The organism is Amycolatopsis sp. NPDC043885 (assembly GCF_056435685.1).
The window spans coordinates 114,426-133,306 of record NZ_JBWKEA010000020.1 but is presented as its reverse complement, the minus strand read 5'-3'; the positions used below and the strand labels follow the sequence as shown (position 1 = coordinate 133,306).

General features: G+C 69.0%; 18 protein-coding genes. 11 read left to right on the top strand and 7 right to left on the bottom strand.

Annotation, left to right across the window (positions count from 1 at the left end):
- Position 1 precedes the first annotated feature (1 nt).
- On the bottom strand, positions 2 to 619 hold the full coding sequence (locus AC069I_RS37625; protein ID WP_478226836.1) for a hypothetical protein: 618 nt from the start codon (positions 617 to 619) through the stop codon (positions 2 to 4).
- Complete coding sequence (locus tag AC069I_RS37620; protein ID WP_478226835.1) at positions 616 to 1,839, bottom strand: YncE family protein; 1,224 nt, start codon at positions 1,837 to 1,839, stop codon at positions 616 to 618. Before AC069I_RS37620 ends, AC069I_RS37625 begins: the two co-directional genes overlap by 4 nt.
- Before the next feature lie 144 nt (positions 1,840 to 1,983).
- Here AC069I_RS37620 and AC069I_RS37615 point away from each other — a divergent pair, with 144 nt between their 5' ends.
- Both AC069I_RS37615 and AC069I_RS37610 read left to right on the top strand, forming a co-directional pair.
- Positions 1,984 to 3,123, top strand: coding sequence for an RsbRD N-terminal domain-containing protein (locus AC069I_RS37615; RefSeq protein WP_478226834.1), 1,140 nt, complete (start codon positions 1,984 to 1,986; stop codon positions 3,121 to 3,123).
- A gap of 62 nt (positions 3,124 to 3,185) precedes the next feature.
- The gene (locus AC069I_RS37610; RefSeq protein ID WP_478267476.1) at positions 3,186 to 4,847 is read left to right on the top strand and encodes an LTA synthase family protein; all 1,662 of its coding nucleotides are present in this window, start codon (positions 3,186 to 3,188) and stop codon (positions 4,845 to 4,847) included.
- An 18-nt stretch (positions 4,848 to 4,865) separates the two neighbouring features.
- On the opposite strand, the gene AC069I_RS37605 is transcribed toward AC069I_RS37610, so the two are convergent.
- Positions 4,866 to 5,825 carry a helix-turn-helix transcriptional regulator gene (locus AC069I_RS37605; protein ID WP_478226832.1) on the bottom strand — a complete coding sequence of 320 codons (960 nt, stop codon included), beginning with the start codon at positions 5,823 to 5,825 and terminating at the stop codon, positions 4,866 to 4,868.
- 61 nt (positions 5,826 to 5,886) lie between these two features.
- Between AC069I_RS37605 and AC069I_RS37600 the strand changes: the two genes are divergently transcribed.
- Positions 5,887 to 7,044 carry an epoxide hydrolase family protein gene (locus AC069I_RS37600; RefSeq protein ID WP_478226831.1) on the top strand — a complete coding sequence of 386 codons (1,158 nt, stop codon included), beginning with the start codon at positions 5,887 to 5,889 and terminating at the stop codon, positions 7,042 to 7,044.
- A gap of 49 nt (positions 7,045 to 7,093) precedes the next feature.
- Here the strand turns inward: AC069I_RS37600 and AC069I_RS37595 are convergent, their stop codons facing one another.
- On the bottom strand, positions 7,094 to 7,636 hold the full coding sequence (locus AC069I_RS37595) for an ArsR/SmtB family transcription factor (RefSeq protein WP_478226830.1): 543 nt from the start codon (positions 7,634 to 7,636) through the stop codon (positions 7,094 to 7,096).
- Between the two features lie 77 nt (positions 7,637 to 7,713).
- Between AC069I_RS37595 and AC069I_RS37590 the strand changes: the two genes are divergently transcribed.
- Entirely contained in the window at positions 7,714 to 8,895 is a 1,182-nt protein-coding gene (locus AC069I_RS37590; protein WP_478226829.1) for an MFS transporter, read from the top strand.
- Positions 8,896 to 8,931: 36 nt separating this feature from the next.
- Here the strand turns inward: AC069I_RS37590 and AC069I_RS37585 are convergent, their stop codons facing one another.
- Positions 8,932 to 9,291: an arsenate reductase family protein gene (locus AC069I_RS37585; RefSeq protein WP_478267475.1), complete on the bottom strand. Its 360-nt coding sequence runs from the start codon at positions 9,289 to 9,291 to the stop codon at positions 8,932 to 8,934.
- A 90-nt stretch (positions 9,292 to 9,381) separates the two neighbouring features.
- Between AC069I_RS37585 and AC069I_RS37580 the strand changes: the two genes are divergently transcribed.
- Positions 9,382 to 9,951 (top strand): YdeI/OmpD-associated family protein, encoded by a 570-nt coding sequence (locus AC069I_RS37580; RefSeq protein WP_478226827.1) that lies wholly within the window; start codon positions 9,382 to 9,384, stop codon positions 9,949 to 9,951.
- A gap of 1 nt (position 9,952) precedes the next feature.
- Here the strand turns inward: AC069I_RS37580 and AC069I_RS37575 are convergent, their stop codons facing one another.
- Both AC069I_RS37575 and AC069I_RS37570 read right to left on the bottom strand, forming a co-directional pair.
- Positions 9,953 to 11,158, bottom strand: a complete 1,206-nt coding sequence (locus AC069I_RS37575; RefSeq protein ID WP_478226826.1) for a PP2C family protein-serine/threonine phosphatase — start codon at positions 11,156 to 11,158, stop codon at positions 9,953 to 9,955.
- Positions 11,159 to 11,167: 9 nt separating this feature from the next.
- Positions 11,168 to 11,863, bottom strand: coding sequence for a TetR/AcrR family transcriptional regulator (locus AC069I_RS37570; protein WP_478226825.1), 696 nt, complete (start codon positions 11,861 to 11,863; stop codon positions 11,168 to 11,170).
- Between the two features lie 58 nt (positions 11,864 to 11,921).
- On the opposite strand from AC069I_RS37570, the gene AC069I_RS37565 reads away from it, so the two are divergent.
- From AC069I_RS37565 to AC069I_RS37540, 6 genes are all read left to right on the top strand, one after another.
- On the top strand, positions 11,922 to 12,719 hold the full coding sequence (locus AC069I_RS37565) for a thioesterase family protein (protein WP_478267474.1): 798 nt from the start codon (positions 11,922 to 11,924) through the stop codon (positions 12,717 to 12,719).
- 78 nt (positions 12,720 to 12,797) lie between these two features.
- Positions 12,798 to 14,837: a hypothetical protein gene (locus AC069I_RS37560; protein WP_478226823.1), complete on the top strand. Its 2,040-nt coding sequence runs from the start codon at positions 12,798 to 12,800 to the stop codon at positions 14,835 to 14,837.
- A 135-nt stretch (positions 14,838 to 14,972) separates the two neighbouring features.
- Positions 14,973 to 15,395 (top strand): DoxX family protein, encoded by a 423-nt coding sequence (locus AC069I_RS37555; RefSeq protein ID WP_478267473.1) that lies wholly within the window; start codon positions 14,973 to 14,975, stop codon positions 15,393 to 15,395.
- A gap of 383 nt (positions 15,396 to 15,778) precedes the next feature.
- Positions 15,779 to 17,071, top strand: a complete 1,293-nt coding sequence (locus AC069I_RS37550; RefSeq protein ID WP_478226821.1) for an extracellular solute-binding protein — start codon at positions 15,779 to 15,781, stop codon at positions 17,069 to 17,071.
- On the top strand, positions 17,068 to 18,054 hold the full coding sequence (locus tag AC069I_RS37545; protein WP_126733995.1) for a carbohydrate ABC transporter permease: 987 nt from the start codon (positions 17,068 to 17,070) through the stop codon (positions 18,052 to 18,054). The genes AC069I_RS37550 and AC069I_RS37545 overlap by 4 nt, the downstream gene beginning before the upstream one ends.
- Complete coding sequence (locus AC069I_RS37540) at positions 18,051 to 18,881, top strand: carbohydrate ABC transporter permease (RefSeq protein WP_478267472.1); 831 nt, start codon at positions 18,051 to 18,053, stop codon at positions 18,879 to 18,881. Before AC069I_RS37545 ends, AC069I_RS37540 begins: the two co-directional genes overlap by 4 nt.

Sequence of the window (18,881 nt, the reverse complement as noted above, 5' to 3'; positions counted from 1 at the left end):
CTCAGCCGAGCCGCGAGAAGATTTCGCGGATCTCGGCCAGCGACTTCTCCCGTTCGGCGTCGTCCTCGTACCAGCCGTCGGCGGCCCGGTCCTCGACGATCGCCTCGGGGGTGAATTCCTCGCCGAACCGGTAGTCACCGAGGCAGTAGGTGAACCCCGACTCGCTCAGCGGGTCCAGCCCCTCCCGGCGGCAGTGGGCGAGGAAACCTTCGGCCTGGGCCCACCTCGTTCCGTCGAACCAGAACACGCCACCGGCGTAGAGGATCGTCGCCCCCGTCTCCGCATCGACGATGTTCAGGGATTCGTAGTTCTCCGGCCGGTTCCGCACCAGCGCGACGAGGTCTTCGGGGACACCGCCGTAGAGCGCCTCCTGCACCGAGTAGGTGCCTTCGGCGTACAGGTTCAACGCCGATTCGTGGTCGAAGGTCAGCAGCAGCGCGCGCCCGTCCGGAGTGAAATACCAGACGGCCGACTGGCCGCCGCCGTCGTTCCAGGCGTAGCGCACCGCGCCGTCCACCTCGATCGGCTCGATCTCGGTGACCGCGTCGATCACCGCGGCACGCCGCCGCACCTCGTCGAGGGATGTCGCACCGAGGGCCGCCCAGATCTCTTCGCTCACCCGCGCAGACTACCGGTGCGCACGTGGCCGATCCGAATGCGCTGCGGGTGGTCGCCGACTGGCACGGACTTGACCTTCGCGCCGGTCGCGAAGTCGATCGCGGTCACCTGATCCGAGCCGCTTTCCGAGATGACGCAATGCTTTCCGTCGCCGCTCACGGTCGCCCAGTAGGGCTTCGCGGCGGTCACGAGCTGTCCTTCTCGCAGGCTCGCACGGTCCACAATGGTCGCGTAGTCGTCCATCGTCCCGGCGACGCAGAGCTTGTCGCCCGCGGGACTCATCGAGAGCCCGTGGTGGCGCGAATCGTTGACCCAGGTCGTGCGGTCCTCACTGGTGTTCGGGTTCTTCGGCAGCGTCTTCGACCGCGTGATCCGGTCGGTGGCGACGTCGTATTCGAGGAGCCCGTTGAAGAACGACACCTGGAAGTACAGCTTCGACTCGTCGGGGGTGAACGCCACCGGCCGGACCGCGTCGGAGAGGTCCTTGCGCCCGAAGGCGTCCAGGCGTTCGCGCATGTCGATCACCTTGACCTGCTGAAAGGTGTTGGCGTCGACCACGGTGAGCTTCCGGTCGCCCTTGGTGAAGTCCTGCCACGGCGCGTCGAGCGCGGTGTTCACCTCGCCGATCGAGCTGTTCCAGAGGTAGCGGCCGCCGTCGGTGTAGGTGTTCTCGTGCGGTTTGTCGCCGGTCTTGAACGAACCGAGCTGCCGCCCGGTCTCGATGTCGAGCACGTGAACGGTGTTCGACGTCGAAGCGGAGACCGCGATGCTGCGGCCGTCCGGCGACACCGCCATGTGGTCGGACCGGAAACCCGACACCGGGAACCGCCAGTTGACCCTGCCGGTGGCGAGGTCGATCGACACGACGTCGGCGAAGCTCGGGCGGGACGCGACGACCGCGCGGCCGTCCGGGGTCGTGTAGAGGTCGTCGACGAGCTGGTCGTGTCCCTCGCCGACGCCGTTGCGGATGCCGAGGAAGAACGCGAGTTTGATCGGGTTCAGGTAGATCTCGGTGAGCCGTTCGTCCTTGTCCGGCACCATGTTCACGCGCGCGATCTTGGCGTAGTCCCCGGAGGGCGCGATGACGTCCGCGGTCCCCTCCCAGTTGTTGCCCACGAACAGGACCTGTCGCAGTTCGTCCGCCGCGGCGGCGGGCGCCGAGCCCACTGCCGCGGCGAGGCAGGTCACGAGGACGGTGTTCAGCAACCGGCGTTTCCGCATCGGGCGCACCTTTCGGCGAGGGCCTGTTACCTTTCGGTAGCTCACAGGAAACCAACCGGCCGGACACCCTCGGTAGGGGACGGTCGCCAAGGACCGCCGGCTTCGTTGTGCACCGGGCACAATCCGCGCGGGAAGGCGGTGGCGATGGCGCACCGGTCGCTCCACGACGTGCTGCGGGAGATGGCGGCCGACGCCGGCGTCGTCGACGAAGTGGTCCGGGCCGCCCGCACGGAGTCGCCCGAAGTGGCACGATTGCCGGTGGACGAGAACCGGCGGCATGTCGCGATCGTGCTCGCCGCCGGGCTCGCCTCGTTCGACCGGCCGGGCGGAGCCGGGGAGCAGGACTACGCCGCGGCCGCCGTGCTCGGCGCGGACAGGGCCGCGCAGGGCGTGCCGCTCGCCGCGCTGCTGCGCGGGGTGCAGGCGGGCCGCAGCCGCGCGGTGGAGATCGCCGTCGAACGCGGCAAGGCGGCCGGGGTGCCGGACGACGTCATGCTGGCGGCGCTGGTCGATTTCGACCGGAACACCCGCGCGCTCGAACGCCAGGTCATCGCCGGATATCACGAAGCCGAACTCGAACTCTCCCGCACGGTGCACGACAGCCGCGCCCGGTTGCTGCGGCGGCTGCTGGGCGGCGACACGACGGCGCCTTCGGCCGAGGAGGTCGCGAACGCCGGGCTGAACCCGGGCGGGCGCCACCACTGCCTGCTCTCCGACGTCGGCGATCCGTACCAGGCACGCGTCGTCGAGCGACGGCTCGGCGCGACGGGTGGCGTCTTCGGCCTGGTCGAAGGGCGGCTGGCCGGGCTGGCGCCGCGGCTCCCCACCCCGTCGGCGCTCGGGGACGACGTGCTCATGGTGGCCTCCCCCGCCGTCCCGCTCGCCGAGGTCCGCGGCACGTACGCCCTGTGCGTGATGGCCCTGCCGACAGCCGCGCGATCCCGCGGCCTGCACGCGGTGGCGGATCTGGCCGTGGAGACCGCGCTCGCCGCCCAGCCGGGGCTCGCCGCGCTGCTCGAAGGCACCCTGCTGAACGCGCTGACGCCAGGCGACCCCTTCCATGAGCAACTCGTCTCGACCGCGCTGGCCTACCTCGACCACGGGCGGCGGCTCGACCAGACGGCCGCCGCGCTGCACGTCCACGCGAACACCGTCCGATATCGGCTTTCCCGGCTGGGCGAGATCACCGGAACGTCGCTCGACCCGCCGGAGGAAGACGGCGGAGCGCATGTGAGGCACACCGTCAGCTGGTGGTGGGCGCTGCGCACGTGGCGATCGGGCTGAACCGCCGGAGCCCCTCGTCCGTGTAACCCGATGAAGGCAGTCCACCCCGGAAGGAACCCGCCTTGTCGGTTTTCCCGCGTCCCGCACTGGCCGGCCTGCCCGGCGACCGGACGACAGCCCGCGAGATCGCGTCCAGCGCGGCGACGACCGCGTCCACGGTGCTCGTGCTGTTCGCCCTGCTCGCGCCGGACGACCTCGACGGGCTGACGCCGGAGGCGTTCGTGCGGCTGCCGGTGGAGGCGCTGCTCGGGGTGGCGGTCGTACTCATGCTGCGCGACGGCGCGCGACGCGTCGTCGCGGTGTCGGCCGGCGCGCTCCTCGGGTTCCTGACCGTGCTCAAGGCCATCGACATCGGTTTCGGGCTCGCGCTGAACCGGCGGTTCAACCCGGTGTTCGACTGGGGTGTGCTCGGCAACGGTGTCGACCTGCTCGGCACGTCGATCGGCCGGGCGGGCGCGCTCGCGTCGTTCGCCGGGCTGACGCTGCTGGCCGTGGTCGTGATCGTGCTGATGGCGCTCGCCGTCCTGCGGTTGAGCCGGGTGGTGGCCGGACGGCGCACCGCGTCGACCCGGGTGACGGCCGTGCTCAGCGTGCTCTGGATGGTCTGCGCGGTCACCGGCGCGCAACTCGCTCCGGGACAGCCGTTCGCGTCACGCAGCGCGGTCGCCTTCGCCTACGACGACCTCCGCCAGGTGCGAGCCGGTATCCGGGACAGAGAGGCCTTCGCCGAGGAGATCGCCGTCGACGCTTTCCGTGACACTCCGGCTTCCGGGCTGCTGAACGCGTTGCGGGGCAAGGACGTGCTGTTCACCTTCGTCGAGAGCTACGGGCGGGTGGCCGTCCAGGACTCGGACATCGCGCCGAAGGTCGACGCGGTTCTCGACGCCGGGACGGCGCGGCTGAAGAACGCCGGATACGGCTCGCGCAGCGCGTTCCTGACCTCGCCGACGACGAGCGCGGGGAGCTGGCTGGCGCACTCGACGTTCCAATCCGGGGTCTGGGTCGACAGCCAGCACCGTTACGACGACTTCGTGAAGACCGACCGGTTCACCCTCGGCGGCGCGTTCAAACGGGCGGGCTGGGAGACGGTCGGCGTCGTCCCGGCGCATACCGAGGACTGGCCCGAAGGCAAGGTCTACGGCTACGACCGCTACTACGACTCACGCGGCATCGGCTATCGCGGCCCGCCGTTCTCCTACGCCACGATGCCGGACCAGTTCACGCTTTCGGCTTTCCAGCGCGCCGAACGCGCGAAGGTGGACCGTCCGCCGCTGATGGCGGAGATCGACCTCGTCACCAGTCACTGGCCGTGGACGCCGCTCCCCCGTATGGTCGACTGGGCCGCCGTCGGGGACGGGTCGATCTACAAACCCATGCCCTCGCAAGGGAAAACGCCCGAAGAGGTGTTCACCGACCCCGCCAAGGTGCGCGGCGCGTACGGCGACTCGATCGCCTATTCGCTGAACTCGCTCATCTCGTACGTGGAGACGTACGGGGACGACGATCTCGTGCTCGTGTTCCTGGGCGATCACCAGCCGAACCCGATCGTCGCCGGCCCGGGCGCGGATCACGACGTCCCGATCACGGTCGTCACGCGGGACAAGGCGGTACTCGGCAAGATCGCCGGCTGGAACTGGCAGGACGGCCTGAACCCGGACCGGAACGCGCCGGTGTGGAAGATGGACGCGTTCCGGGACCGGTTCCTGACCACCTTCGCTCGCTGAAACCCCGCATTCAGAGGACTAAATGCGGGTGGCGTCGCGATACCGGTCGGCCAACTCGCGCAAGTAGTCGACTAATTGCGGGGGTTCGGTGACGCGGAAAGGGCAGTTGAGCAGTCCTAAGTGGACAGCCATTGTCTCGATGCTGTCCGCGCCGGTGCGCAGGACGCACGTGTTCGCGTCGACGGCCTCCACGGTCCCGACGGCCGGGTTGATCCGCGCGGTCACCTCCTCCGCGGACGCGTGCACGGTGACCTCGGCCCGGTAGCGCCATGCGGCGGACGAGACGCCGCGCCGCACCCGGTCCGTGACGTCCTCGGGCAGTTCGCGCGCGGTGAACCGCGGACCGGTGGGGACGCGCGGCGTCAGCCTGTCGACGCGGAACGTGCGCCAGTCGCCGCGGTCGAGGTCCCAGGCGACGAGGTACCAGCGGCGCCCCCAGTTCACCAGGCGATACGGCTCGACCTTGCGGACGCTTTCCGAACCGTCGTGGGTCAGGTAGCCGAACCGCAGCACCTCACGATCGCGGCAGCACGCCGTCAGCACGGTGAGCGTCTCGGCAGCGACACGCGGGCCGGGCTCGTCCCTCGGCACCGGGACCGTGTACGCCTGCAAGGCGTTCACCCGGCGGCGCAACCGGGACGGGAGTACCCGCTCCAGCTTGGCGAGCGCGCGCAACGACGTCTCCTCGACACCCGCGATGGTGCCGCCCGCCGCGGTGCGCAGGCCGATCGCGACGGCGACGGCCTCCTCGTCGTCCAGCAGCAACGGTGGCAGATCGGCGCCCGCGCCCAGGCGGTATCCGCCGACCGAACCGCGGGTCGCGTCCACCGGATAGCCGAGCGCGCGCAGCCGCTCGACGTCGTTGCGGATCGTCCGGGGGCTGACCTTGAGGCGTTCCGCCAGTTCAGTACCGGTCCAGTCACGGGGAGTCTGCAGGAGGGAGAGCAAACGGAGTAGTCGTGCCGAAGTTTCCAACATTTTTTCAGGATGCTCCTCCTTTAGGAACGGAACGTTCCTAATGAAACCCTACCTTGGTCTCATGAACGAAAACACCGAGATCAAGCCCTTCCGCGTCGAGATCCCGCAGGCCGAGCTGGACGACCTGGCCGACCGCCTGGCCCGCGTCCGCTGGGCGAACGAACTGCCCGCCGACCAGGTGACCGACGGGGTGCAGCGCGGACCGGTCACGCCGGGCTGGGAGTACGGCGTGCCCCTGGAATACGTGCAGCGGCTCGTGTCGTACTGGCGCGAGGGCTACGACTGGCGCAAGTGGGAGGCGAAGCTCAACGAGTACCCGCAGTTCACCACGGAGATCGACGGGCAGAACATCCACTTCCTGCACGTCCGCTCGCCGGAGCCGGACGCGAAGCCGCTGATCCTCACCCACGGCTGGCCGAACTCGGTCTTCGAATACCTCGACCTGATCGACCAGCTGACCGACCCGCGTTCCCACGGGGGCGATGCGGCCGAAGCGTTCCATGTGGTCATCCCGTCGCTGCCCGGGTTCGGCTTCTCCGGCCCGACACGCGAGAAGGGCTGGAACCGGTACCGCACCGCTCAGGCTTGGGCCGAGCTGATGCGCCGCCTGGGTTACGAGCGCTACGGCACGCACGGGAACGACGCCGGTTCGTTCGTCGCCCCCGAGGTCGGCCGCGTCGACAAGGACCACGTGATCGGCGTGCACGTCACGCAGCTGTTCTCCTTCCCCAGCGGCGACCCGGCGGAGTTCGAGGGCATGACCGAGAAGGAACTGGAGTACATGCAGTTCCTCCAGACCTTCAACGACGACATGTCCGGCTACGCCAAACTCCAGGAGAGCGCGCCGCAGAACCTCGCGCACGCGCTGGCCGACTCGCCGACCGGGCAGCTGGCATGGAGCGCGCAGCTGCTCTCGGCCACGAGTGACGACCACGTGCTCACCAACGCCACGCTGTACTGGCTCACCAACACCGCTGCCTCGGCGGCGCGGTTCTATTACGAGGACAAGCACAGCGAGCACCCGGCCGAGCCGACGACCGCGCCGACCGGGCTGGCGAGTTTCGCCTACGACTTCCGGCCGCTGCGGCGCTTCGCCGAGCGGGACCACGCGAACATCGTTTCGTGGCAGGAATTCGACCGCGGCAGCCACTGGGCGACGCAGGACGCGCCGGATCTGCTGCTGGGCGACATTCGGCAGTTCTTCCGCAAGCTGGCGTGACCCTCGTGAGTGGCGAGGACGGTTCTAACCGTCCTCACCACTCACGAGGTCACTCGGCCATGCGGTGCAGCAGGAAGATCCCGTTCAGCAGCGGCCTGTCGAGCCGCTGCCGGTCGGTCGCCACATACTCGTCGAGGATGTCGAGGATGCGGTTGTCGAGTTCGGTGGCCTCTTCCGGCGAGAGGTGCAGCGCGAACCGCTCGACCACCCGCACCGAACCCGGCCCGGCCTCGCGGAGTTCGTCCTGGAAGGCCTCGATCGGCCCGAACCGGGTGTCTTCGTCCTCGCCGTTCAACGGCCCGTCCAGCCACCAGGACTTGCCGGCGCTGCGGTAGGGCTTCTCCAGCGCGCCGCTCGCCCCGGTGCGCACCGGGGCCTGCTCCAGCAGACCGGCCTCGGTGAGCTGCCGCACGTGGTAGAGCACGGTTCCGGGATCCTTGTCCAGCCTGACGGCGAGTTCCTTGTTGGTCAGTTCCCGCTCGCCGCAGAGCCGGAGGATGCGCAGCCGCAAGGGATGACCGAGCGCCTTGGCCTCACGCGCCGTCGCCTCGCGCCGCCGGTCCGCGACCCTCGCGGCGACCTGATCGTCCATGACACCGCAGCGTAGCCGACCGATGGAGAAGAGAAACATCGATGGAGTTTTCTCAATCGATGTGCGATCCTCCATCGGTGACCTCGCTCGGGACCCCCTACTGGCGGCTGTGGAGTTCGTCGGGGCTGTCGAACCTGGCCGACGGGATCGTCAAGATCGCGCTCGGACTGGTGGCCGTCCAGTTCACCCGGTCGCCGGCGCTCATCGCGGGGCTGGCGACCGTGTCGTCCTTGCCGTGGCTGGTGTTCGCCCTGCACGCCGGCGTGCTCGCCGACCGCGTCGACCGCCGCCGCGCGATGCTCGCCGCCAACGTGGTCCGCGCGAGCCTGCTCGCCGCGCTCGCGGCGGCGATCGCGCTGGGACACGGGTCGATCTGGCTGCTTTACGTCGTCGCGCTGGGTCTCGGGCTCGCCGAGACGGTCCACGACACGGCCGCGCAGGCGATCCTCCCCCAGGTCGTCGGCCGCGAACGGCTGACGCGGGCCAACAGCCGCCTCTACGCCGCCGAACTCACGGCGAACGAGTTCGCCGGCCCGCCGCTGGGCGGTTTCCTTGTCGCCGCAGGGGCTTTCGCCGCGTTCGCCGCACCATCGGCGCTCTGGATCGTCGCGATCGTCGCACTCTTCGTCGTCCCGGGCTCGTTCCGCGCCGAACGGACGCGGGACACGAGCGTGCACGAAGATCTCGTCGAAGGTCTGCGTTTCCTTTGGGAAAACCGGATTCTCCGGATCCTGGCGATCATGGTCGGCGGGTTCAACCTCGCCACGAGCGCGGTGATCACGCTCTTCGTGCTCCACGCGGTGGGACCGTCGTCGGCGATGGGACTGTCCGAACAGGCCTACGGTTTCCTGCTGGCCACCATCGCCCTCGGCAGTTTCACGGGGTCGTTCGCGGCCGAGCGGATCGAACTCGCGCTCGGCCGTTCCCGCGCCTTGGTACTCAGCCTGCTCACCGGCGCCGCGTTCGCGGGAATCCCGGCGGTGACCGCGAATCCGTACGTGATCGGCGCGGTCTTCTTCCTCGGCGGGGCCGGGGTCATGGTGTGGAACGTCGTCGTCGTTTCACTGCGGCAGCGGATCATCCCGGACCATCTGCTCGGGCGGGCCACCAGCGGCCACCGGCTCGTCGCGTGGGGCACCAAACCACTGGGCGCCGCGGCGGCCGGGCTGTTCGCGGAGACCTTCGGGCTGCGACCGGTGTTCGCGGGCGCGGCCGCCGTGATCCTGACGCTGGTGCTGCTCACCCCTCGTGAGTGGTGAGGACGGTTAGAACCGTCCTCACCACTCACGAGGCGGTCAGCCTGGCAGCACCGACTGCACGGCCTCCGGGGTCCGAGCGACGACGGTCGTGCCGTCGTCGGCGGTGATGATCGGCCGCTGGATCAGCTTCGGATGGGTGACCAGCGCCTCGATCCATCGATCGCGGTCGGCGGGTGTGCGCCCCCACGTCTTCAGCTCAAGTTCCTTCGCGATCGGCTCGGCGGTGCGGGTGATGTCCCACGGCTCGAGGCCGAGCCGCTTGAGGACGGCCTTCAGTTCCTTCGCCGTCGGCGGCTCTTCGAGGTACTTCCGCACGGTGTACTCGGCTCCCGCCTCGTCCAGCATCGACACCGCGGACCGGCATTTGGAACACGCCGGGTTCACCCAGATCTCCATCCGGTGCCACCTCCCTTCGAAAAGCGCTCACTCGGTGAGCACTTTGCTTCCGATGATGGTCACAGACGTTACGACGGAAGGAACCCGGCCATGGACGAGACCACCTTCACCGCCGCCTCTCCCGCCGAGTGGCGCGCTTGGCTGGCCGAGCACGCCGGGACCGCGAAGGAGGTCTGGCTGGTCATCCGGCACAAGGACAGCGGCGTTCCCAGCGTCCGCATCGAAGAGGCGATGGAGCAGGCCCTGTGTTTCGGCTGGATCGACGGGCTGCACCGCAAGAACGACGCCACGAGCTCCCGGCTGCGGTTCACTCCGCGCAACCCCAGGAGTTCGTGGAGCCGGGTCAACCGCGAGCGGGCCACTCGCCTGATCGCCGAGGGACTGATGACCGAACGCGGGCAGGCGATGATCGATCTCGCCAAGGAGAAGGGCCGCTGGCAGGTCGTGCCGGACGGCGACGGCGTCCCCGAGGACCTGCGCGCCCGGCTCGACGCCGACGAGGCCGCCCGCACCCATTTCGAGAAGTTCCCGCCATCGTCGAAAAGGCTGATCCTGGAATGGATCCTGACGGCGAAGAAGCCGGAGACCCGGGAGCGGCGGATCGCCAGGACTGTCGAGCTCGCGGCCGTGAACCTCCGCGCCAACCACCCGGTCCGGTGACTCAGTTCCGTTCGCGGCGGGCCACGAGGAGGGCGATGTCGTCCTGCGCCGGCGTGGCGCCGACGAGCGCGGCCATCACCCGCGCGCACACCACCGAAGGCGGATCGGTGGTGACCACGCCGGCGAGCCGTTGCAAACCGACGTCGATCAGCTGGTCCCGGCGCTCCACGAGACCGTCGGTGTAGAAGGCGAGCACGCCGCCGGGCGGCAGTTCGATCTCGGTTCTTCGTCGCCGCGGTCCGGTGACACCGATGGGCGGGTCGACCGGGGCCTCGACGAACACCGAAGGGCTGTCGGGCGCGGCGAGCACCGGAGGCAGGTGCCCGGCCAGCGAGATCACCGACCGGTCCCGCGAAGCCGACACCGACCCGTAAACGACGGTGGCCAGCGCTCCCGGCTCGAAATGCTGGACCTTCCGGTCCAGTTTGGACAGCACTTCCGCCGGGTCGTCCGATTCGAGCGCGTAGGCGCGAAGGGCGCTCCGCAGCCGTCCCATGATCACCGCGGCGTTGAGGCCGTGCCCGGCGACATCACCCATCACGATGCCGAGACCGCCGTCCGGCAACGGGAACAGGTCGTACCAGTCACCGCCGACGCCGGGCTCGGTCCCCGGCACGTACCGGGCGGCGAACTTCATCCCGGGGACGGCGGGCAGCCGCGCGGGCACCAGGCTCCGCTGGAGCGCCGCCGCGGCCGCGCGATCGCTGGCGGCGACGTCGATCTGCACCTCCAGCGCGAGCCGCGCGGCCACCAGCCGCAGCAGCTCGACGTCGGTCTCGGAGAACTCCCGCGCCGTCACCGACCCGACGTGCAGGACGCCGACCAGCTCGTCTTCGGCCAGCATCGGCACCCCGAGCAGCCTGCGCAGCCCCCGTTCCCACAGGAGCGCGTTCACCACCGTGGTCTCGTCCACGCGATCGATGATGACCGGCCGCCGCTGCTCGGCCACCCGTCCCGCGAAACCGGCTCCCACCGGGATCCGGACGTCCTGGTAGACCTCCTCCTCGATCCCGGAGGCGGCGATGGCCTGCAGCTGCTGCACTGTGGGGTCGAGCCGGAGCACCGTGGCCGTGTCCACCCCGAGGACTTCGCGCACGCGCGCCAGGATCGTGGCCATCACCTTGTCCTGACCGAGTTTCCCCAAGGACGTGTCGGTGATGGCCTCGAGCACCTTGAGCCGCTCGTCGGCGGTCGGGGTCTCGGACATGCGCAGAGCCTATCCAGTCCGCCCGGCCCGCACCGCCCAGCCCGCCGCCAGTCCGTCGAGGTCCTCCGTCAGTACGGCACTCGACGGAATGGCGTCCCGCGGGACGCGGCAGGCGAGTGCCGTGCCGAGACCGGCCATCCGGATGACGGTGTCGATCAGCGCCTCGGGTTCCTCCGGCCAGCCGAACCCCGGCTGGGCGATCAGCAGGCTCACGCAGCCGTGCATCGCCGACCAGAGGCCCATCGCGAGCACTTCCGGTTCGCCGCGCAGGATGCCGGCCCGCACACAAGTGGTCGTCGCGTCGGCGAGATACCGGAAACAGGCGACCGCACCGGGAGACGAGCCGGCGGAGGGACGCATCAGGAGCACCCGGTACTGCACCGGATGGTCGAGCGCGAACCGCGCGTACACCCGCGCGCACCGGCTCAGCGCGCGCATCGGATCGGCGACCTCAACGGCGTGTTCGCGCATCCGGTGCGCGAGTTCGTCCCACACCCGCAGGCAGACCGCCTCCAGCAAGGCGTCGCGGCTCGGGAAATGCGCGTAGACCGACGGTGTGGAGACGCCGGTCCGGCGCGCCACGGCGCGCAGCGTCAGCGCCTCGTCGGTCCCCGCCTCGCCGAGCAGGGCTTCGGCGGCGCACAGGATCTCGCCCCGCAGCTTCTCCCCTTCACCCGGCCGCGCCTTCGTCCGCTTCGCGCCCATGCCGTGATGCTGCCAGCATTGACTTGACACCGTCAACTTGACGATGTCAGCTTGAGCCATGGCGCCTTTCCAGACCGCGACCGCCCTCGTCCGCCGGGGCGAGCACCCGGTGTTCGACACCGAACTCGATCCACAGTGGACGATCGGAACGAAGCTGCACGGCGGCTATCTGCTCGCCGTACTCGCCAGGGCCGCCGCCGAGATCTCCTCCCATCCGCATCTGACCGCGATCAGCGGCTCGTTCTCCGTGGCCCCGGAGCCCGGCCCGGCGGTCGTCGAGGTCGAGGTGCTGCGCGAAGGCCGCGGCCTCACCCAGTTGCGCACGCGGCTGAGCCAGCACGGCGAGCCCTGCACCGAAGCCCTGATCACGCAGGGCGTGCTGACCGACGGTGACGCATGGTGGTCCGGAGTGGACCCGGTCGAGATCCCGCCGGAGCAGAATTGCCTGCCCATACCGGCCGACGGCGGGGGCGGCTTCCGGATCGGCTTGATGGACGTCGTAGAGCAGCGGATCGACCCGGCCTCGGCGGGGTTCGCGGTGGGACAGCCGTCCCGGAAAGGCGTCATCTCGTCCTGGCTGCGGCTCGCCGACGGCACCGACTGGGATCCGGTGAGCCTGCTCGTGGCACTCGACCCGGTGCCGCCGATCTCCTACGACCTCGGCATCGCGGGCTGGGCGCCGACCGTCCAGTTCACCGCGTACCTGCGCGGGATCCCGGCGCCAGGCCCGGTGCGGGTGCGGATGCGCGCGGGCGAGCTCGGCGGCGACCGGATGGACGAGGTCGCCGAACTCTGGGACGAGAAGAACAGGTTGATCGGGCAAGCGACGCAAATCGCCGCCGTACGCGTCCCCTGAACCACCCGAAAGCAGGACCATGACGCGGCGCCGGGAGTTAAGATCCGGCGTCGACGTCATTGTTCTGGGGGCAGGACCATGGAAGCGGAACCGCGCCGCGCGGACGGCTCCGGCGGAGCCGAGATCACCCGGCTCTGCCGGACCTTGGTGCCACTGGCGGCCGCCGGCAAGTACGCCGAGGCCGCGTCGACCTACCGATGGGTGACGAGGGCGTCCGCCGGGGATCCGCTCCGCTACGGCGATCACGCGCTGCGCCTGGAGTTCTGCGCCCTCACCGGCAACGAGCACACCGGTGTCGATCTTCTGTCGCTTTTGGACGGTGTGGGCGACCACGCGGACGCCGTGGACAGGCTGGAGTTCTTCGCCTCGGCCGCGCTGCTCACCCGCCGGTTGACGGAAACCGGATACGGCGAGATCCCGTTCGTTCTCAACGGACCGTACGACGGTGTTCCCCTGAACAGGCTCCACCGGCGAATGCGGGCGGCGGCGTTCGTCGAAGCCGAAGAACTCGACGAACGCGATCACACCGGCTACTTCACCGCGTACGCCGAACGGAAGATGGCCGCGAACCCGGTCGCGGAATTCGTGCCGCTCCTGCCTGCCGCGCTCCCCCGTGCCCCGATCGTGCCCCCGCCGGGATTGTCCGCGGAGGAACTCGTCATCCGCGCGGAGATCCACAATCACCGATGCGAGCCGGAGGAGGCACGAGCCTGTCTCGCGGCGATCGAAACCGTCCCGGACGAAATCGCCCCTCGGCTGACCGAACTGCGCGCGATCTTCTTCCAGGGCGACGACACCGAGGAACGGCTACGCGACGCCGCGGCCGGATTCCGGGGTCAGAACGACGAAATCCGTTTCCTGCTCAACCAATGCTGGCTCGGCCTCTGGCTCGTCTTCGACGATCAGGCCGAGACCGGGGTCGCGCTGACGACGGTGGCCGCGGCGCGGTTGCGCGCCGGGACGGACGATCGCGCCGCCTGCTGGGGCGAATACTGGCTGGCGCACGTGCTTTCCGGACAGGGCCGGGCCTCCGAGGCGTACGAGGCCTTGCGACGGGGAGCGGGGCGGGCTCGCGAAGCGGGCGATCCCTTGCTCCACGGCACCCTTCTGTGCCTGGAAGCGTCGCTGCGCAACGGCGACGGCGAGGATCCGGTGACCACACTGGACCTCGCGCGGGCGGCGACGGACGCCTTCATCGTCGGAAACGTCGGAGAGAAGGCCGTCGAGGCCGTCGAACAGGTCCGGATCGCGTATGAACGCACAGGTGCGCTCGACGAACTGGACATCTTCGTCGAGCACCTGCTGTCGACGCTGCCCGTGGGCGGCCCGGAACGGTTGCGCGGACATCTCCGCCACCTCCGGGCGCTCTCGCTGATCGGCACCGGCCGGTTCTCCGAAGCCGTCGACGACGCCTACGCGTCCCTCGGTGTCGCCGCGTCGAAAGGCAAGGACACCGCGGAACATTGGTACGTCCTCGTCACCGCGCTGCACGGCGCCGGCCGCTACGACGACGTGCTCGACGTCGCGCCCCGCACCATCGCCCTGCTCACCGCGTCACCGGACTGGGCGCACCGCTGCCGGTGGATGTTCGCCGACAGCTACCGCGCCCTCGGCGAATCCTCACGCGCCTTCGACGAATACGCCGTCCTCGCCGAAATACTCCAGGACTCGGGCGACACCGGGCATTCCTACATCTCGGTGAGCATGGCCGCCGCCGAGCAACTCGACCTGCTCGGCTACGGCGCGAACGCCGCCGACTTCTACGCGCGGGCCGCCGACGCGGCCTCGGCGATCGGCGGCGGTTACGTGGCCGCCACCTGCCGCAACGCCGCCACGCTCTCCCGGCTGCGGTCCGGTGACCTCGACGCGGCGCTGACCGCGCTCGACGCCGCGGAAACCGCCGTGCACGCCGTGGAAACCGAAACCGCGCCCGTCAGGGAGCATCTCGCCGCCCAGCTCGACCACGTCGCCGCCCACGTGCTCAGCGCCGCGGGCCGGGTGCGGGAAGCCGCCCGCCGCGCGCTCCGTGCCGCCGAAACGTTCCACCGGATAGGCGAAGCCGAGTCCGCCCGGGACGTGGACCTGTTGCTCGAACAGATACTCCTCGGTGAGCAGTGACGTGCGTCCTGACCCGCGTTCGGCTCACCGGGGTCGTGAGTGGCGATTCGGGTTAGAACCCGAATCGCCACTCACGACCACCTGTACCCACTCGGCACTTGCCCAGCCGCGCTCACCAGGAGAAAGATGCCTGGCATGTCCGACGGAGCCAGCGGTACCCGAAGCCTGTCGATCGGCTCGATCGTGGTGTGGGTCGTGCGCGTCGCGCTCGCCGCCGAGTTCCTCTACAGCGGCTACCTGCTGTTCGCGGGCGGCCACACCGAACAGACCTTCGCCGAGATCGGGCTCGGGCAGTGGCTCCGGTACGTGACCGGCGTGCTCGAGATCGGCGGCGCGATCGGGCTGCTCATCCCCCGTTTCGGCGGCCCGTCGGCGCTCCTGCTGGCCGGGGTCATGGTCGGCGCGAGCATCACGGAGCTGTTCATCCTCCCCAACGGCGGCCCGGTTCTGCCGCTCATCCTGTTGATCGCCTGCGCGACGCTGGCGTGGTTCCTCCAGGATCAGACGCGGGCGCTGCTCGGCATCAAGCCGCCCGCCGACGACGAGGACCTGCGCTAGCCCGCGAAAGGCGTTGCACTGTGGCTTTCGCAACGCGTCGGCGGCCCCGGCCTCGACCGTGATCACCGTGCCGCGCCCGGGTTAGGCGAACGCGCGCCATCTTTGCACCGAACGGCGCAAAGGACTCCCGCCGAATGCCCCGATCACCGGAACAGGCAAAGAAAAACCGCATGTCAGCGCGCCTCGCGAGGCACTGACGACAGTGCCGAAATCCGATCATCAGCGTGATCATGCGCTCACTCAAGGTGAAAGATTGCGGCTCGTTTACAACGAACCGGCCACCTGCTTGACAGCCGGAGTGGTACGTACCACGCTGCCCGCATTGGTCTACACCATTTTGTGGGAGCCCGGCATGGTGGCCGGGCATCGAAAGGACGGCACGAGTGAAGCGCTGGCTCAAGATGGCTGCGGGCGCCGCCGCCATCACCCTCGCGACGGCGGGCTGCGCCGGTTCCGGCAGTGGCGACAGCACGGATTCGAGCGCTCCGGCCTCGAACGGCACGCTCACGGTCTGGCTCATGACGGGGACCGCCCCGGAAGCCCTGACGAACTCGCTCCACAAGGAATTCGAAGACGCGCACCCCGGCGTCAAGGTCAAGTACGAGATCCAGCAGTGGAACGGCATCCAGCAGAAGCTGACCACCGCGCTGGCCAGTGACAACCCGCCGGACGTGATCGAGCTGGGCAACACCCAGACCCCCGCGTTCGCGAACCAGGGCGTGCTCGCCGACCTCACGTCGAGCGTGAACGACTTCAACGGCGCGCAGTGGCTGCAGGGCCTCAAGGCTTCGGGCGAGTTCGACGGCAAGACCTACGGCGTCCCGTTCTACGCGGCCAACCGTGAGGTCATCTACCGCAAGGACATGTTCGAGCAGGCCGGTATCACCGCGACGCCGAAGTCGCGGACGGAATGGCTCGACGCGATCACCAAGCTCAAGACCAAGTTCGGCAGCGACCCCGAGTTCCAGGCCCTCTACCACCCCGGCCAGAACTGGTACGAGCTGCTGTCCTACATCTGGGACGAGGGCGGCGACATCGCGCAGGCCAACGGGAAGTCCTTCAAGTCGACCCTGGATACCCCGCAGGCGAAGGCCGGGCTCGAGTTCTACAAGCAGCTCACCGAGGCTTCCGGCACCAAGGCGCCGAAGGACGCCGACGAAGCGACGCCGCAGCAGGAAGGTATCTACGGCGCGGGCAAGGTCGCGATGATGATCGCCGTGTCGGGTGGTATCGAGACCGCCGCCAAGACCGACCCGTCGATCAAGGGGAAGTCGGGCGCCTTCCCGATCCCCGGCAAGACCGCCGGCAAGCCTGCCCCGGTTTTCCTCGGTGGCTCCAACCTGGTCATCCCGGCCAACAGCAAGAACGCGGCCGCGGCCAAGGACTACGTCAAGCTGATCAGCACCCCGAAGTACCAGACCGAGTTCGCCAAGGCCGGCTACGTCCCCGGTACCTCGACCGACGTCTCCGCCCTCGCCGGCAGCGAGTTCGGCAAGGTCATGGCCGAGGCGGCCAAGAACGGCCGCGCCGTGCCGACCAGCCCCAAGTGGGGTGACGTCGAGTCCGGCCAGAACCCGATCAAGGACATGATGACCGCTTACCTGACCGGAACGAAATCGCTCGACCAGGCGGCCGCCGACGCCAACGCCGCGCTCGACAAGCTCATCGGCGGATGACCACGACAAAAGATGTGACGACGCCGGCGGGGTCTTCCCCGCCGGCTTCGCCGCGCATCAAGCCGCCGAAGTCGAATCGGCGCCTCCGTCTCGGCGAACGGACGGCGCCGTATCTGCTGATCCTTCCCGCGCTGGTCGCGATCCTGGTCCTGCTTGGCTGGCCGACGTTGCAGCTGATCGGGATCAGTTTCCGCAAGCTCGACCTCCGTGAGCTGGTCTCCGGAGAAATGGTCTGGATCGGGTTCGAAAACTTCTCCGAGATCCTGTCCGACCCCGAATTCTGGGAGATCACCGTCCGCACGCTGGTGTTCACCGCCGCGGTCGTGCTCACCACCCTACTGCTCGCGCTCTTCATGGCGCTGCTGATGCGGCATCTCAACCCGGTCGTCCGGGTGATCCTGCAGGTCGCGCTGATCCTCGCGTGGGCGACCCCGGTGCTCGCGACGACCACGGTCTTCCAGTGGATCTTCGATCAGCAGTACGGGATCCTGAACAAGACACTCGCGAAACTCGGCTTCGACGGGTTCATCGGGCATTCCTGGTTCTCCACCGGGCCGAGCACCCTGACCGTCATCGGCCTGCTGGTCGTCTGGCAGGCCGTGCCGTTCGTGGCGTTCACCCTGTACGCCGGGCTTCTCGGCGTCCCGAAGGAGCAGTACGAGGCCGCGGGCATCGACGGCGCGAACGCCTGGCAGGCGTTCTGGGCGGTCAGCTGGCCCGCCATCCGGCCGATCCTCACCATGGTGACGTTCCTGTCGGTTCTGTGGGACTTCAAGCTGTTCGCCCAGGTGTGGGCGATCCGCCAGGGCGGGCCGGACGGCGCCAGCACGACACTGCCGGTCTACATGTACCTCAAGGGCCTCGCGGGCAACCACTTCGGCCTGGCGGCGACCGCCGCCCTGCTGATGATGCTCGTGCTGATCCTGCTCACCGCCCGGTACGTCCAGCTGCTGGTGCGCACGAAGGAGGCCGACCTGTCATGAAGAAGTCCCTGATCCAGCGGATCGGCCTCGGCACGTTCGGGGTGATCGTGGCCCTCCTGTTCGTCTTCCCGACGTACTGGATGGTCACGTCCTCGCTGAAGACGCCGGGCCAGGTCCTGTCACCGGACTACGACCTGGTCCCGCTCTCGGTGACGTTCGAAAACTTCGTCACGGCGCTGACGAAGCCCGGTTTCACCACCTACCTCACCAACAGCCTGATCGTCACGATCGGCGCCGTGCTGTGCTCGCTCGTCGCGGGCGTACTGGCCGCGGTCACTTTGTCCCGCATGCGATTCCGCGGGCGCAAGGGTTTCCTGCTGCTGGTGCTCGTCGCTCAGCTGGCGCCGTTCGAAGCGCTGCTGATCCCGATGTACCTGCTGATGCGCGACGCCGGGCTGCTCAACCAGCTGCCTTCGCTGCTGCTGGTGTACTTCGCGGCGACGCTGCCTTTCACGTGCTGGATGCTCTACGGCTTCGTCAACGGCATCCCGTACGACCTCGAAGAGGCCGCGATGATCGACGGATGCAGCCGGGCGGGCGCCTTCCGCCGGGTGACGCTGCCGTTGCTCGCGCCGGGACTGGTGACCACCTCGGTGTTCAGTTTCATCACCGCGTGGAACGAGTTCCTGTTCGCGTTCGTGTTCATGCGCGACCAGAACAAGCAGACGCTGCCGGTGTGGCTGTCCTCGTTCCGCACGGCGTTCTCCGTGGACTGGGGCGGCATCATGGCTGCGTCGGTCATCTACGCCGTGCCCGCACTGGTGTTCTTCATCATCGTTCAGCGCAAGCTCGTGTCCAACCTGACCGCTGGCGCAGTGAAGGGGTAA